The 14930-nt window shown below is 51.0% G+C and carries 14 protein-coding genes; 3 read left to right on the top strand and 11 right to left on the bottom strand.

What is annotated here, in order from left to right; genetic code table 11:
- Positions 1-3: 3 nt before the first annotated feature.
- Together DQW12_RS02585 and DQW12_RS02590 are read right to left on the bottom strand one after the other, a co-directional pair.
- Positions 4-1161, bottom strand: coding sequence for an acyl-CoA dehydrogenase family protein (locus DQW12_RS02585; protein WP_113906262.1), 1158 nt, complete (start codon positions 1159-1161; stop codon positions 4-6).
- A gap of 12 nt (positions 1162-1173) precedes the next feature.
- A complete protein-coding gene (locus DQW12_RS02590; RefSeq protein ID WP_113906264.1) occupies positions 1174-2667 on the bottom strand; it encodes a CoA-acylating methylmalonate-semialdehyde dehydrogenase in 1494 nt (497 codons plus the stop codon).
- 182 nt (positions 2668-2849) lie between these two features.
- On the opposite strand from DQW12_RS02590, the gene DQW12_RS02595 reads away from it, so the two are divergent.
- Both DQW12_RS02595 and DQW12_RS02600 read left to right on the top strand, forming a co-directional pair.
- Complete coding sequence (locus DQW12_RS02595; protein ID WP_113906266.1) at positions 2850-3758, top strand: AraC family transcriptional regulator; 909 nt, start codon at positions 2850-2852, stop codon at positions 3756-3758.
- 148 nt (positions 3759-3906) lie between these two features.
- On the top strand, positions 3907-4182 hold the full coding sequence (locus DQW12_RS02600; RefSeq protein ID WP_113906268.1) for a DUF1289 domain-containing protein: 276 nt from the start codon (positions 3907-3909) through the stop codon (positions 4180-4182).
- On the opposite strand, the gene DQW12_RS02605 is transcribed toward DQW12_RS02600, so the two are convergent.
- The 6 genes from DQW12_RS02605 to DQW12_RS02630 form a co-directional block, all read right to left on the bottom strand.
- Complete coding sequence (locus tag DQW12_RS02605) at positions 4179-4748, bottom strand: hypothetical protein (RefSeq protein WP_113906270.1); 570 nt, start codon at positions 4746-4748, stop codon at positions 4179-4181. The two genes, DQW12_RS02600 and DQW12_RS02605, sit on opposite strands and share 4 nt — an antisense overlap.
- Before the next feature lie 112 nt (positions 4749-4860).
- A complete protein-coding gene (kdsB, locus tag DQW12_RS02610; protein WP_113906272.1) occupies positions 4861-5622 on the bottom strand; it encodes a 3-deoxy-manno-octulosonate cytidylyltransferase in 762 nt (253 codons plus the stop codon).
- A complete protein-coding gene (locus DQW12_RS02615) occupies positions 5619-5819 on the bottom strand; it encodes a Trm112 family protein (RefSeq protein WP_113906274.1) in 201 nt (66 codons plus the stop codon). Before DQW12_RS02615 ends, kdsB begins: the two co-directional genes overlap by 4 nt.
- Positions 5819-6886 (bottom strand): tetraacyldisaccharide 4'-kinase, encoded by a 1068-nt coding sequence (lpxK, locus tag DQW12_RS02620; protein WP_113906276.1) that lies wholly within the window; start codon positions 6884-6886, stop codon positions 5819-5821. Before lpxK ends, DQW12_RS02615 begins: the two co-directional genes overlap by 1 nt.
- Before the next feature lie 13 nt (positions 6887-6899).
- The gene (gene msbA, locus DQW12_RS02625) at positions 6900-8648 is read right to left on the bottom strand and encodes a lipid A export permease/ATP-binding protein MsbA (RefSeq protein ID WP_113906277.1); all 1749 of its coding nucleotides are present in this window, start codon (positions 8646-8648) and stop codon (positions 6900-6902) included.
- Between the two features lie 59 nt (positions 8649-8707).
- Positions 8708-11122 (bottom strand): DNA internalization-related competence protein ComEC/Rec2, encoded by a 2415-nt coding sequence (locus tag DQW12_RS02630; protein WP_113906279.1) that lies wholly within the window; start codon positions 11120-11122, stop codon positions 8708-8710.
- 20 nt (positions 11123-11142) lie between these two features.
- Between DQW12_RS02630 and DQW12_RS02635 the strand changes: the two genes are divergently transcribed.
- Complete coding sequence (locus DQW12_RS02635; protein ID WP_113906281.1) at positions 11143-11736, top strand: DUF2062 domain-containing protein; 594 nt, start codon at positions 11143-11145, stop codon at positions 11734-11736.
- On the opposite strand, the gene DQW12_RS02640 is transcribed toward DQW12_RS02635, so the two are convergent.
- From DQW12_RS02640 to DQW12_RS02650, 3 genes are read right to left on the bottom strand one after another with little or no spacing between them, the layout of a single operon-like run.
- Positions 11672-12913 (bottom strand): lipoprotein-releasing ABC transporter permease subunit, encoded by a 1242-nt coding sequence (locus tag DQW12_RS02640; RefSeq protein WP_113906283.1) that lies wholly within the window; start codon positions 12911-12913, stop codon positions 11672-11674. The two genes, DQW12_RS02635 and DQW12_RS02640, sit on opposite strands and share 65 nt — an antisense overlap.
- The gene (locus DQW12_RS02645) at positions 12910-13593 is read right to left on the bottom strand and encodes an ABC transporter ATP-binding protein (RefSeq protein WP_113906285.1); all 684 of its coding nucleotides are present in this window, start codon (positions 13591-13593) and stop codon (positions 12910-12912) included. The genes DQW12_RS02640 and DQW12_RS02645 overlap by 4 nt, the downstream gene beginning before the upstream one ends.
- Positions 13586-14818 (bottom strand): lipoprotein-releasing ABC transporter permease subunit, encoded by a 1233-nt coding sequence (locus tag DQW12_RS02650; protein WP_113906286.1) that lies wholly within the window; start codon positions 14816-14818, stop codon positions 13586-13588. The genes DQW12_RS02645 and DQW12_RS02650 overlap by 8 nt, the downstream gene beginning before the upstream one ends.
- Positions 14819-14930: the final 112 nt, after the last annotated feature.

The raw sequence follows: 14930 nt of genomic DNA on the forward strand, positions 1-14930 counted from the left end.
GGCTTACAACAGTTCACTGGCACCGTCGGCTAACAAGCGGCGTGCAATGATCAAACGCATAATTTCATTGGTGCCTTCCAAAATTTGATGTACACGCACATCGCGAACATGCCGCTCAAGCGGATATTCCTTGATATAACCGTAACCACCATGAATTTGCAGGGCTTCATTACAAACTTGAAAACCGATGTCCGTTGCAAAGCGTTTCGCCATGGCACAGTAGGTAGTTTTGTCGCTGTCGTCGTTATCCACTTTAAAGGCCGCTAAACGCACCATTTGGCGGGCAGCAACTAATTCAGTGGCCATATCCGCCAATTTAAATTGCATGGCTTGGAAAGCAGCCAAGGGCTTACCGAACTGACTCCGCTCGTGCATATAGTCACGGGCTGTATTTAATGCGGCTTGCGCAGTGCCCACCGAGCAAACAGCGATATTAATACGGCCGCCGTCTAAGCCCATCATCGCGAACTTGAAGCCTTCACCTTCTTCGCCGAGCAAGTTCTCAGCCGAAACGCGAACATTCTCAAAGGTAACTAGGCGAGTCGGCTGCGCATTCCAGCCCATTTTTTCTTCCGCTTTACCGTAGTGAATGCCCTCAGCGTCGGCAGGCACCACAAAGGCTGAAATACCCTTGGCACCTTCACCGCCAGTGCGTGCCATAACCACCAATACGTCGGTCGCGCCAGCACCTGAGATAAACATTTTCGAGCCGTTTAAAACATAGTGGTCGCCGTCTTTTTTGGCACTGGTGCGCAAGCTTGCGGCGTCAGACCCAGCACCCGGCTCGGTTAAACAATAAGAGCCGAGTTTTTCGCCCGTAACTAACTCAGGACACCACTGCTCAACCACTTCGGGCTTGGCAAACGAGCCAATCATCCAGGTCACCATGTTGTGAATGGTCATCATGGCGGTGGTTGCAGTACAGCCCATCGCTAATTGCTCAAAAATAAGTGCTGAGTCGAGGCGACTCATACCGAATCCACCCGCGCTTTCCGGGGTGTACATGCCCATAAAGCCCATTTCACCGGCTTTGCGGAACACGCCGATAGGGAAATGATGTTCTTCGTCCCACTTGGCGGCAAATGGCGCCATTTCTTTCTCTGCAAAAGCGCGCGCTGTATCAACAAAGGCTTGTTGATCTTCAGTTAAATTAAAATTCATGCCGCGATCCTCTTACTGCAACTTAATGGTCATGTTCGGGCCATTGTCGATTTCACTTTCTGGCCAACGTGCGGTAATGGTTTTGGTTTCTGAATAGAAACGAATGGCTTGCTTACCATAGGCATGCAAATCACCGAAGAACGAGTTTTTCCATCCCGTGAACGAGAAGAATGGCAGTGGCACCGGAATTGGAATGTTAATGCCGACTTGGCCCACTTCAACTTCGTGCTGATATTTACGCGCAGACGCACCATTGGTGGTAAAAATCGATGTGCCGTTGCCATACTGGTTGCTATTCACCAGTTCCAAGGCTTCCTCCAAAGTGTCGACTTCTACCGCACAAAGCACCGGACCAAAAATTTCTTGTTCGTATATGCTCATGCCTTTCTTCACTTTGCTAAAGAAGGTTGGACCCACCCAGTTACCATTCGGGAAGCCTTCAACCGTACAATTAGAACCGTCGACCAATAGCTCAGCGCCCTCTTCCTTACCTTTTTGAATCATATCCAACACGCGTTGTTTCGCCTGCGGGCTAATCAGCGGACCATAGCCCGCGTTCTTGTCGTTCCAAGCACCCGGTTGAACCTTCGCCAGCTCTTTCGCGAGATCTGGAATCCACTCTTTCGATTTACCCACGAATACAGCGACAGAAATCGCCATACAGCGTTGACCCGCAGCACCGACTGAAGCTCCCACAAGGTTGTTAATCACGGTTTGCTTGTTCGCGTCAGGCATAATCACGCTGTGGTTTTTCGCACCAGCAAAGGCTTGAACACGCTTCAGATTCTCGGTTCCCGTGCGGTAAATGTACTGGCCAACCGGTACCGAGCCCACGAATGAAATGGCTTTAATATCTTTGTCGTGCAACAGGTGGTCCACTTGCTCTTTACCACCGTGAACGACTTGCAGTACGCCCTTAGGTGCACCGGCTTCAACAAACAGCTCAGCTAACCGCGTGGGGGTGAGCGGATCTTGCTCAGAAGGTTTCAAAATAAAGGTGTTACCGCAGGCAATAGCCATAGGGAACATCCACAATGGAATCATGGCGGGGAAATTAAACGGGGTAATACCCGCACAAACACCAAGCGGCTGAATGTAGCTGTAGGTGTCGATACCACGCGCCACGTTCTCCGCAGTTTCACCCATCATCAACGAAGGAATATTCGCGGCTTGTTCTACCACTTCAATGCCGCGCCACACATCGCCCTTCGCATCTTCAAAGGTTTTGCCCGTTTCTTTAGCAAGAATCTCAGCAAGCTCGTCATGATGCTCTTTCAATAAGGCCTGATAGCGCATCATTAAACGCGCGCGCTCTGACACAGGCACTTCACGCCAAGATTTAAAGGCCTCTTTAGCACTTTCTACTGCAGCCACCATTTCGTCAGGCGTTGCGCAAGGCGCTTCTGCAATCACGTCTTGCGTAGCAGGGTTGGTCACAGGAATGATTTGAGTCGCTTTCGACTCGATAAATTCGCCACCGATAAATAACTTCACACGTTGTGTCATAACTTAGCCTTTTCAGTTGTTGCTTACGTTGTTTTTTAATTGCCACCATTAGAGCAGAGGCAGCCCTATTTTAGAATCGATAAAATTAGCGCTATAATGGACAATATTGTTATTGGTTGTTCACTTTTGTGAATCACTAAAAACAAAGCCCCGACAGGTAAACGAGCAGGTAAAGAGAACCCATGAGCCAACCGTCCAACTGGCCTTTAGTGGCTGGCAGTTCGCGCCTCATCATGCCCCAGCCCTTGCTGGAACAGTTGCAGCAACATCCATTAGCGCGCGATCTATACCCTATTGCCTATGGTCACTATGTGGATGCTCAAGGTCACCGTGTGCGCCGCTACGTACATACCGACCACCTCATTATATTCTGCCATGGTGGTCGCGGACGCTACCGTGTTGGTAAGCACAAAGGCTATTTAGTTCCCGGCCAGGTGCTTTTCTTGCCGAAAGGTATTTCTCATGTGTATCAGTCGGACAGCGAGCACCCTTGGAGTATTTACTGGGCACATTTTGCCGGTGATCAAGTCGACGCTTTCATGGATTATCTTGGGATGACCGAGAATAGTAGCCATCCTGCTCATCCACAAGGGAATCCGGTTCTTACCCTACGCAATTGGCGCGCATTGCTCACCGACGTAACGCATTTACTCAACCTACAACACGAGCGCCTTACCCTAGAAAAAGGCATTCTGGCAGCATCGTTACTGCGCAAGCTACTCAGTGAATTACCGTTAATGGCGCGCCACACCGAACCTAAGGTTGCAGGGTTCAACCTTGTGAGTTTAGAGCGCTTTATGCAAGACAACAGCCATAAAGCCATAGAGCTCGATGAACTGGCCGCATTTGCGGGCCTTTCCCGTTATCATTTTTGTAAGAAATTTAAGCAACATACAGGCGAGCCGCCCCTGCAGTACTTTACCCGAAAGAAAATGGAGCAAGCCGCGCAAATGCTCCGAGAAGGCGAACAAACGGTGCGTCAAATCAGCCAAACCTTTGGTTACGACGACCCTTACTATTTCAGCCGCCTATTTAAGAAGCATCAAGGCATGTCGCCTAAGCTCTATCGGGAAGCTGCCACTGCGTCTTAACCTCTCTCCCTGTCGGTGGTAACCTAGCTAAAACACAACGATAAACACACTGCATGAAGGATTGAACATGAACATTCGCAAGGCCACTCATGTTGACGTAGCAGTGCTTTATCGTATCCAGTTTGTCTTACCCAGTTAAGGTTCATGCATGGCAGCCGAGCAACTTGAAATGTTTCAGCTTCCCAATCCCTGTATTCAAGTGTGTGAAGCAGGGCCTCGGGGCTATTGCATCGGCTGCCTGCGTTCTCGTGAAGAGCGTTTTAACTGGCCGCAAAAGCCAGCGCATGAAAAAGCGGAAATACTTAAACGGTTAGCCCAAAGACAAAAGCGCCGTGAGGCCTTTCTGGCGTCACAGCGCTTACAAGAGAAACAACAAGAGGAGAGCCCGCCACAACTTCAGTTGCCGGGGCTCGAGGAAAACTAAAAGTCTTCGTCGTCGAATTCAAACACTTCTCTAAGTTTAGCAAGGTGCGGCTGAATAGCATTAACATCGGCCTCTGGTGCTGACCAAATACCCTGCATTTGCGCCAGTTGGCTACGTGCTTGCTGCTCAAATTGCGCCTTCATTTCAGCCGACAAATATTCATTGTTACCCAACTCTTCGAGCATGCTCTCAATTTCCGCCTCCATTTGCGGGCGTTGTTTGTTCACCTCGTGTGTAATAACAGCTTTTACAATGCGGTCTGACACCGTCGCCCATTGCTCGGTTGACTCGAACCCATGGCTACGAATAATGCGCGAAAACTCCGCATACGACGGATGTTCTTTATAATTGTCCAGTAAATCGGCAAAAAACACAGCGTCGTCACCTGCTCTATCGTCTTCCATTTCGTCAAACGCCTGCGATACCGACTCTACCGTCGTTAACTCCTCAAATGAGGCGATAAAACGATTAATCTGAGTGTCGGTTAACGCTTGCGCCCACGCATTGGTTGCGAGGCTAGATGCCAGCACAAATAGGCACGCTACAACTACATTGATAAAACGCATTATAAGTCTCCCTTTTGTTTCATGCTCTGCACTACAGTGTAGTTCATCCATGAATTCTTGCTGACCGATCACCCTTCCCTTGGCCAAAAATTTACGCTGAAACTGCTGATTTTTATCTCGGCTTCACCATACGCCGAACAAGTTCGAGATCTGCTTCTGTGTCTACACCTGCAGGCGGTACTTTAATTGCGTCGGCAACATGAATACGTTCACCATGCCACAGTACCCGAAGCTGCTCCAAACTCTCTATTTGCTCCAGCGGTGAAGGCTCCCACTCAGCATAACGCGCAACAAAGCCCGCACGGTAGGCATAAATACCAATGTGTCGCGCCCAGCCACCATGCTCAGGCAGTTCGCTACTGTTGGTCGCAAAATGTTCCCGGTCATAGGGAATTGGCGCGCGGCTGAAATACAACGCATATCCAGAAGCGTCACGCACCACCTTCACTGCGTTGGGGTTAAATATCTCTTCTCTACTTTCTAACGGCACGGCCAACGTTGCCATTGGCGCTAAACGCTGTGCTTTTAAGTTTTCGGCGACTTGGTAAATAATCTCCGGCGGAATCATTGGCTCGTCACCCTGCACATTTACCACTACTTCATTGTCGTCGAGCGCTAAGCGCTCAATCACTTCGGCAAGGCGTTCCGTACCCGAGTTGTGCTCCGCCGACGTCATCATGGCATGGCCACCTAAATCATTGACAATGTGGGCGATCCGCTCGTCGTCAGTTGCCACCACCACTTCTGCAGCACCACTTGCAATAGCACGTTCCATAACGTGCTGAATCATGGGTTTTCCCTGAATATCAACCAAAGGCTTGCCGGGCAACCGGGTTGAACCAAAGCGAGCCGGAATAATTACGGTAAAGCTCATAAGGTGTCGACCTTTTCCATTTCTTCGCGGCTAAGCTCGCGCGATTCTTGCGCCAACAATGCCGGAATACCATTTTTAACCGGGTACGCCAATTGCTCGCCTCGGCAAACTAAGCTGTTTTTTTCTGGGCCCCAAACCAACTTTCCTTTGCAAGAAGGACAGGCCAAAATACTCAATAGATTGGTCGCGATTGTCATTATTTTTCTCCTTTGCTCATGCGCTCTTTTTCAACTTGCAGCGCCTTCACACGGTCTGTTAATTGGTCCAAAAAGCCTTCTTGAAACTGCATGCCCACTTTTAAATAATACCAATGCGGGCGAGCAAACTCGCGCACTTTTACCGCGTCTTTTTCAGTCATCAATACCGGATACTGGTTACTAATGTCGTAAAAATCTGCAGCTTTATAGGCGTAATGGTCGGCATACACCCGGGTTTCTGCAATAGCAATGCCACTGGCTTTTACCGTATTGAAAAATCGTTCTGGGTGGCCAATGCCGGCGATTACAATTGCAGTTTCGCCGTCGGGAACCTCAATCTCAGCGTTGTCTGCAACACGCCGCCAGCCCAACGGAATCAACTGCATTGCCACTGGCGTTACACATTCCGGCAGGTGAGCTACCTCCCCATGCGCTGCATCGTGGCGATCGCCGTTTAGCAATACAAAGTCAACCTTACGTAAGCGGCGAACCGATTCGCGTAATGGCCCCGCCGGCAACCGCCAGCCATTGCCAAAACCTCGCTCTTGATCCACCAAAGCCAATTCAATGTCGCGGCCCAAAGCATAATGTTGCAAACCATCGTCAGCAATAATCAGGTTAACATCAGACCGCTCGAGTAACAGTTTCACTGCGTCTGAACGCACCGGACTCACAGCTACCGGAACACCGCTTAGCGCTGCAATCAAGCTTGGTTCATCGCCTACTGCTGCAACTGAACTGTCCGCACTCACCAGTGCTGGGAAAGGCCCTTCTGCGCCATAACCGCGCGACACCACCCCGGGCCGCAGCCCTTGTTGTTTAAAATGTTCAATGAGGGCCAAAACCGTGGGCGTTTTACCCGTGCCGCCCACCGTTACATTGCCCACCACAATAACGGGAACCGACGCCACAAAGCGCTTTTTCAAGCGCAACCAAAACAACGCACGTCGAACGCCTGCAACGAAGGCAAACAATATACTGAGCGGGGCAAGCGGCCACAGGGCAGGCACCAATTTAGGTTGATACCACCAGGCAACAATACGTTGCCTCGATCTCTTTTCTGTCATTTATCTACAGCCCTTAAACACTGCCACCAAATTGCATTTGATAAAGTTGCGCGTAGCTGCCTTTTTTCTCCAACAGTTCCGCATGCGAACCGCGCTCAATAATACAGCCGTGATCGAGCACTAAAATTTCGTCTGCGTTTTCAATGGTCGACAACCGGTGTGCAATAACCAAGCTGGTTCGATCCTGCTGTAAGTTTTCCAGCGCTTTTTGAATGTGACGTTCCGACTCGGTATCGAGCGCCGAAGTCGCCTCATCCAAGATCAACACAGGAGCGTCGCGCAGCAGCGCGCGGGCAATGGCAATCCGCTGCCGCTGCCCGCCCGACAACATCACACCATTTTCACCCACCATGGTTTCTAACCCTTTGGGTAAGTTGTCGGTGAATTCGTCTACATAGGCTAACTGTGCCGCTTTAGCAATCGCTTCGGGCGTTACTTTACCGCGTGCACCGTAGGCAATGTTGTTGGCAATAGTGTCGTTAAACAGCATTACGTTTTGCGAAACTACCGCAAACTGACGACGTAACGACTTCAGGGAATACTCGCGAATATCGTAACCATCGAGTTCAATGCTACCTGTTTCGTAATCATAAAAACGGGTCAGCAAACTCGAAATTGTAGACTTGCCGCTCCCCGAGCGCCCCACCAATGCCACCGATTTTCCTGCCGGAACATGAAAGTTTATATCTTTCAGCGCGGGTTCATCGCCAGCCACATAGCCAAAGGTCACGTTCTTAAAGTTCAGTTCGCCGCGCGCCCGCTCAACCGAACGTTTACCCGTGTCCACTTCTCGTTTTTGATCTAACACTTCAAAAACACTCGCCGCAGCTGCAAGCCCACGCTGAAAATCCGCATTGACATTCGTAAGCTGTTTCAGCGGCCGCAGCAGCATAATCATGGCGGTGAGCAAGGTGGTAAAGGCGCCGGGCGTAAGCCCTTCGAGCATGCTTGGAAAACTAGCAATCACCAGCACCATAGACAAACTGAGTGAGGCAATGAGCTGAATTATCGACGTACTAATGGTTCTTATGTTCACCAGCTTTAAATTTTGCCGGCGGGTAACTTGGTTAATTTCTGCAAAGCGCTTGGCTTCGCGCTTTTGCCCTTCAAACATCACTACCACTTGATGGCCGTTGATCATTTGCTCAGCAGTGGTGGTTACATTACCCATGGCGGTTTGAATATTTCCGCTTACATGGCGGAATTTACGCGACACCACCGCCACTACTTTGCCCACCACAGGCCCGATTAATAAAAACACCAGCGACAACTGCCAGCTGTGGTACATCATGAGCCCCAATAGACCAATCACAAATGCGCCTTCGCGCACCATGGTCAGCAACGCCCGGCTGGTTGCCTCGGCTAACTGCTGAGTGTCGTAGGTTATTTTTGAGATTAGATCGCCGGTCGACATATTATCGTGGTAACTCACCGGCACGCGCATTAAGTGCTCAAACAGCTCTTGGCGCATATTGGTTACCACCTGAAAACCAACATAGCTCAGAAAATAACTGGAAACGAAATTAAAAATACCGCGCAAAATAAATACTAGAGGAACAAAAATAGCGCCGTATAAGAGAATTTTGGGGTTACTGGCGCCCAAACCATCGTCGATCAAAGTTTCAATATGGTAGAAGAAAAAAGTGTCTACACCTGCATAGCCGACCATGCCAACAACGGCCACAATAAAGGCAAGCCGGTAGGGCTTGATGTACGTCAGCAAACGTCGAAAATGCTTTTTACGTTGTTCTTTTGGGTCCATTCCATTCATTTCTAGTTATGGTTTTAGTGCGCATTGTACCTGTAATGTACGGTACTTGACTAGCTAGCCTCTGGTGCCAGCCGATGATACCAAGGTGTTCTCCCCTCTGGGCGCTTCACCTCAACACGCCAAAACCCCTCCTGCTCATTCTTTTGGGGTTGCCATATAAAGCTCACTTGGCCATCAATACCTGTGTCGTAAACGCTAATATGGCGTTCTTTATAGCGCGTTAAGGTTTCTTTATGTGGCATGGAAAACTGATTGGCTAAACCGCGGCTCACCACCGCAAACTGGGGCGAAACCGCGTCTAGAAATGCCTCTTGGCTCGAATTTCGTGAACCGTGGTGCGGCACTAACAGTAGCTCGCTTTGCAAGGCGTTGCCATAGCGCCCAACTAAGCGTAGCTCATTAAACCATTCGCTGTCGCCGGCCAGTAAAACCCGCTGTTGCTGATAACGAAGCGAGAGCACACAGCTGTCGTTATTCGGGCCAAAAGACGGCCCAGGTAAGGGCGCTAGCATACGAAGTTGTACACCTTGCCACTGCCACACTTGGCCCCATTGGCATTGCCAGTCGCCGACTTCACTGCCTAAGGTAACGAGCTGCGGGAATTCCGTTACAAGTGCATCAAAACCGCCAGCATGATCTTGATGACGATGGGTAATGACCAGCAGCTCGGGTGTAAGCCGATGGTGGTGAAGAAAGGGAATAACCACTTGTTCCCCCATGTCGAACCCCGACGGAAATGCTGGCCCAGCGTCTACCACAATTGCCTTTCGCCCCCGCTGAATTACCAAGGCATTGCCTTGCCCAACGTCGAGCACATGCACGGCAAAGTCAGCCGGTGGTGCGGGCTTTAACCATGGGTAACATAACACTGTGAGTGCCGCACTTACCTGCAAACGTTGGCGCAGCGCACCAGGCCACCAGCGCCAACTGACAAAAAAAAGCAAAGGGACCAACAGGCTAAAACCATAAATGTTCGACCAACTCAGTGAGTGTTCAGCAACCGGCTTGAGACTATTTAGAACAGGAGTGAGCGAAAAGTCGATAAAACGCCAAAGTGAACCATACGCCCATTCTTGCTCCAACCACACAAAAGGCAACGACAACAGCAGCAGCGGAATGACCAGCACCGTAAAATAAGGAATAACCAGTAGGTTTGTGGCCGGTGCAACCCAAGACACGCCGTTGAAAAACAGCACCGTAAGTGGTGTAAGTGCAATGAGCAGCATCACTTCAAGGCGCCATAGCGCCGCAATTTTATTGCGCCAGCCAAGCGCTTGGGGTTGTGGCCAACGCCATTGCCAAATAAAGATTGCCGCAACCGCTCCTGCCGACAACCAAAAGCCGGTGTCCATCCATGCACGTGGGTCCATAACCCAAAGCAGTAGCACCGCAAAGAGCAATACCAATAAAGGGGATCGTCGTTCGCCCGTGAGCCGCAAAACAACAAAGAGTACGATTAACACCAAGGCCCGCACCGTGGCCACCGAAAAACCGGCCAACGCGGCGTAGGTAAAAGCCACCGGCAACGCGAGTAGCAACGCCAGAGGATTTAGCAAGAACCCAGGTCGAGGCCAGTGCACACAGCGATAAAGAACACCTGAAAACAGCACCAAAAGCAACCGAAAGAGTGCCCAAACCGAGGCAAAAACCAAGGTAAGATGCAGCCCAGAAATTGCCATTAAATGGGCAAGCCCGGTGCGTTGTAATACCTGCCAGCGCTCCGTGGTGAGCCACTGCCGCTCGCCCAACGCGAGCGCGAGGAGAATGTCTACACTGCTGAGCACAGACTGTGCCTGCAGGTTAGAATGGTGGTAACGAGAAAAGGCATGGAAAATTTTAAGCCGCGCGGCGGCAATACTCCATGCCGGCGTAGCTAACTCCCGGTGACCTTCCATAATCGTCCCCAGTGCCTTTATACCGCGCCGTTGTAAGTACTTTTGGTAGTCGTAACCACCGTCATTTAATGTGCCTGTCGGCGGCTTTAACCGCACCTTAAATTGCCAAGTTTCGCCTAATTGCGGAATGGGGAGCGGTTCTGGCTCCGTTTCGGTAACCGAAAAGCCCCGTTGCGGGTACCAATACAGGCGCACTTTGTTACGACAGAGCAAATTATTCGACACGGCCGGCAACGGGCTTTCAGTGGCAATAACACAGCCCTCCACGCGCATGCGCGTAGGCTCCGAAACGCTAAAAGCAGAAATACGCAGGGTCACTTCGCTTTCAGTGCGCCACTGCTCTGCAGGAAGTTGCCAACTATTATGCAGTTTTAGATTGAATAACGCCCAGCAAATACCGCACAATACGCCCATTGTAAGCACCAGTGCGGAGCTCGATTGTTTGTAGCAGCCAACCGCCGCCAGCAGCAAGGCAAGCAAAAAAGGCCAAAGTGGCCATTCTGGCTGTTGCCAAACCGCACTCAACAAGCCTATCAGTGTGCCAAGAGTCCAATACGCAAAACGAGTCATGTTTACTTGAGTAAAATTAAATGCCAAAGAAGTTTATTCAGCATCTAATTCCTGATCCACGCAAGCTTCTTGCGGGTAGGTCATTGCGTATTTTTGGTGGCCTCATTCACAACGCTAACCTTTGGCACGTGAATCGGCGCAGTGCTTCGGGTGCCTTTGCTATTGGCTTCTTTGTGGCTTTTATTCCACTTCCTTTTCACATGCTCATGGCTATTGCGCTGGCGATTGGGCTGCGGGTAAACGTACCGCTTTCCGCTGCGTTGGTCTGGGTGTCGAACCCGGTCACCATGGGCCCCATGATGTACGCAAACTACAAGGTGGGTGCGTTTTTACTCAACGTAACGCCACAACCCTTGCGTTTTGAACTTACTTTGGCGTGGTTTCGTGACGGAATGCTGTCGGTCATGCCGCCCTTACTCCTCGGCAGTGTTGTGCTTGGTTCAATCGCAGCGCTGCTAGCCTACACTACTATTCGCCAGTTGTGGCGCCAAGCTGTGCGTAACGCATGGCGAGACCGCGCACGTAACCGCACAGCGGAGCACCGCGCGCCTACAACTGGCGTAGAGCTATCACCGGCGCAACCTGAGCAGCCCGGTAAGCCGGATAAATTGTAGCCAAAAGGCTCGACACCAGCGCGATTAACCCAACCCAAACCACGTCGGCCCACTGTACTTGCACCGGTACCGTGCTAACAAAGTAAATATCGGCTGCAAGTAACGAGTGCCCTAACAACGCCTCAACGGCACTGAACAAAGACGGCAAGAACCACGCCCCAATCACGCCAACCAAACACCCTATCAAGGTTCCCGGAATGCCATTCAGCGCGCCTTGCCACATAAAGGTACGAATAATGGTGGTATCGCTAGCGCCCATGGTTTTTAAAATCGCAATAGAACCGCGCTTTTCTTCCACTTGCATCATGAGCGTGGCCACAATATTAAACGACGCCACCGCCAGCACGAGCACCAGTACAATGTACATCACCGTTTTTACCAACTGAATGTCGCGGTACAAGTGCCCTTCCGTGCGTGTCCAGTCATGTATATAGGCATATTCGTCGATTTCTGCGGCTATTTCATTTGCCACCCAAGGTGCACTGTACACGTCATAAAGCCGCAACCGAACCGCATTGCTTTCTGTATTTAAACCGGTGAGCTCTCTACCTTGCGCTAAGTGCACGTAAGCTTGTTTGAAATCGAGTTCACCGCCAAATTGAAAGATCCCTTCTACAGTAAAGCGCGCGCGTTTCGGTGCGCCATTTAAGCGATCTTGCGGAGCTAACTGCGGCACAAATAGGGTGAGGGTGTCACCCACACTAACATTAAGCTCTTGCGCCAACCCTTGGCCCAGTAAAATGCCTTGCGGAGCGTTCACAAAGCGTTGCCAATCCGCCTCGGGCGTATACCGCTGCAAATCCGACACACGGGCTTCTTCAGCCGGCAGTATGGCGCGCACGTCCATACCAAAAAAGCGTTGCTGTTGCTGTGCCATGGCTACGAAGCGCGTTACCGGTGCTGCAGCCACTACGCCCGCATGTTGCTCTGCTGTGGCGACTACGCCTTGCCAGTTGGCTAAACCACCGCTCACGGCTTCAAACTCCACATGCGGAACCAACGACAATAAGTCGTCTTCCAATGCCTTATGAAAACCATTCATAACCGACAGCAGAATAATAAGAATGGCGCAGCCAAGCCCAATACCCCAGGTTGACGAGCGGGCAATAAAGCTTAAATACCCACTGGTCGCCTTATTCTTACGAAATCGCGACGCCAGCGTGAAGGCAAGGTTCATTTTCGCGCCTCTACTAACAAACCATGGTCCATTGCGAGGGTACGCGGCAGCTTAGCGGCAAGCGTGTGGTCGTGCGTAACCACCACAAATGTTGTGCCAAACTCGGCATTTAACGACAGCATCAAGTTGTAAATCATCGCCGCGGTGTCTTCGTCTAGGTTTCCGGTGGGCTCGTCGGCCAGTACCATTTTCGGGCGGTTCGCAAGGGCGCGCGCAATAGCAACCCGCTGACGCTCGCCTCCAGATAATTGCGCCGGCGAATGTTCCGCACGATGGCTTAACCCCACTCGATCCAGCAACTCGAGCGCACGCTGCTTAGCGTGGGCCGCCGGTTGCCCAGCAATGAGCAGGGGCATGGCGATGTTTTCCCATGCGTTAAACTCTCCGAGCAAATGATGAAACTGGTACACAAACCCCAAGTTTTCGTTCCGCCATTGCGCCAACGCTTTGGCATTGAGCGCCAACACGTCTAGATTTGCCACTGTTAAGCTACCGCTGTCGGCTTTATCCAGCCCACCCAAAATATGCAACAAAGTGCTTTTGCCCGATCCCGAAGCACCTACAATGGCAACCATATCGCCTTGGTTTAAACTCAAGTCGACGCCAGCAAGCACAGACACCTCGCGTTCCCCGTCGAGGTAACTTCGTGTGAGCGCAGTTGCAGTTAATAAGTTAGGCATACCGAAGGGTCTCCGCGGGTTGTACTTGGGCGGCGCGCCAAGCGGGATAAAGTGTGGCAATAAAACTTAACACTAAGGCAAAAAAGAACACCAACAAAATTTGTTGTACATTAAACACGTAGGGAAGTTGTTCTTCGTAACTAAAAACACTCACACCCACCAGCGTTAGCAGCGGGTTAATTAACACCGTAATAAGAATGCCAAGCAGCAATCCTAGGGTTGCACCTAGGCTTCCCGTGTACATGCCTTGCAGCACTAAAGTGCGATAAATACGGGCCGGTGTAAAACCTAGTGTTTGCAAAATGGCAATGTCACCGCGCTTGTCATGCACTAACATAACCAAGGCCGAAACTGCATTAAAGGCCGCCACCGCAACCACTAAACTGAGCATAATCATCATCATGCTTTTTTCCATCTGCACGGCAGCAAATAAATTCCCGTAGCGTTCACGCCATTCGCTAATAACATAGCGACTCGGCTCTACTTGCTCACGCAACTGAGCTGCCACCGTACCGGCGTTGAACGCATCGTTTAGGTAAAAGCGCACTCCACCCACGTGGTCTTCGGGTAAACGCGCTAGCCGGGCAAGATCCGCTCCATGCACAAATGCCACGCTTTGATCGATATCAGAACCGGCTTCAAAAATACCAACCACGGTAAACTGACGCTGCGCTGGCATTACGCCAAGTGGTGTAAAGCGCTGTCCTTCAGCCGCGAGCACGCGTATTTTACTCCCCGGCCATAAGCCCATGCGATTCGCCACCGGTCGGCCAATTAAAATACCGTATTCACCCGGTTGAAGGCCTGCCAAAGAACCATGAAGCATGCTGGCGTTGAGTTCACTTTGGCGCGGCTCTAAGCGCGGATAAACACCCTGTAGCAACACCGGTTGGAGGTGCCCAGCACCTTGGAGTACACCTTCTACATTTACGAATGGCGCATGACCCATAACGCTTTTAGGGAGCGTTATTGCCGCCAGTGGGTCGGGGGTTAACGGCAGCGAACGGCTCTCCGCGGAAGTGAGCGTAACATGCGGCACCAAGCCCAAAATACGCTCTTTGAGCTCGCGCTCAAAACCGTTCATTACCGAGGTCACCACAATTAACGCCATTACACCAAGCATAATGCCCAGCATCGACACGCGGCTGATAAAAGCGGCAAAACCTTGGCGTTGTTTCGAGCGCCCATAACGCAACGCCAAAAATAATTCTGCAGGCTGAAACATGCGAATTCCACAATAAGCAAGGCAAGTTGAGCCCCAAAAAGAGCACCTTGCGAAACAAAGTGCCTCAAGGATAATGACTTCATAGGCTTGGCACAAGGGAACGCGCGTCGCT

The sequence above is a fragment of the Aliidiomarina celeris genome, from assembly GCF_003316875.1.
Classification (GTDB): Bacteria; Pseudomonadota; Gammaproteobacteria; order Enterobacterales; family Alteromonadaceae; genus Aliidiomarina; species Aliidiomarina celeris.

Coding starts and splice junctions, on each gene's coding strand:
- DQW12_RS02615 (WP_113906274.1), bottom strand. CDS start 5,819: ATGACAATCGCGACCAATCTATTGAGTATTTTGGCCTGTCCTTCTTGC.
- kdsB (WP_113906272.1), bottom strand. CDS start 5,622: ATGAGCTTTACCGTAATTATTCCGGCTCGCTTTGGTTCAACCCGGTTG.
- DQW12_RS02590 (WP_113906264.1), bottom strand. CDS start 2,667: ATGACACAACGTGTGAAGTTATTTATCGGTGGCGAATTTATCGAGTCG.
- DQW12_RS02600 (WP_113906268.1), top strand. CDS start 3,907: ATGGCAGCCGAGCAACTTGAAATGTTTCAGCTTCCCAATCCCTGTATT.
- DQW12_RS02635 (WP_113906281.1), top strand. CDS start 11,143: ATGCCAAAGAAGTTTATTCAGCATCTAATTCCTGATCCACGCAAGCTT.
- lpxK (WP_113906276.1), bottom strand. CDS start 6,886: ATGACAGAAAAGAGATCGAGGCAACGTATTGTTGCCTGGTGGTATCAA.
- DQW12_RS02645 (WP_113906285.1), bottom strand. CDS start 13,593: ATGCCTAACTTATTAACTGCAACTGCGCTCACACGAAGTTACCTCGAC.
- msbA (WP_113906277.1), bottom strand. CDS start 8,648: ATGGACCCAAAAGAACAACGTAAAAAGCATTTTCGACGTTTGCTGACG.
- DQW12_RS02605 (WP_113906270.1), bottom strand. CDS start 4,748: ATGCGTTTTATCAATGTAGTTGTAGCGTGCCTATTTGTGCTGGCATCT.
- DQW12_RS02630 (WP_113906279.1), bottom strand. CDS start 11,122: ATGACTCGTTTTGCGTATTGGACTCTTGGCACACTGATAGGCTTGTTG.
- DQW12_RS02585 (WP_113906262.1), bottom strand. CDS start 1,161: ATGAATTTTAATTTAACTGAAGATCAACAAGCCTTTGTTGATACAGCG.
- DQW12_RS02595 (WP_113906266.1), top strand. CDS start 2,850: ATGAGCCAACCGTCCAACTGGCCTTTAGTGGCTGGCAGTTCGCGCCTC.
- DQW12_RS02640 (WP_113906283.1), bottom strand. CDS start 12,913: ATGAACCTTGCCTTCACGCTGGCGTCGCGATTTCGTAAGAATAAGGCG.
- DQW12_RS02650 (WP_113906286.1), bottom strand. CDS start 14,818: ATGTTTCAGCCTGCAGAATTATTTTTGGCGTTGCGTTATGGGCGCTCG.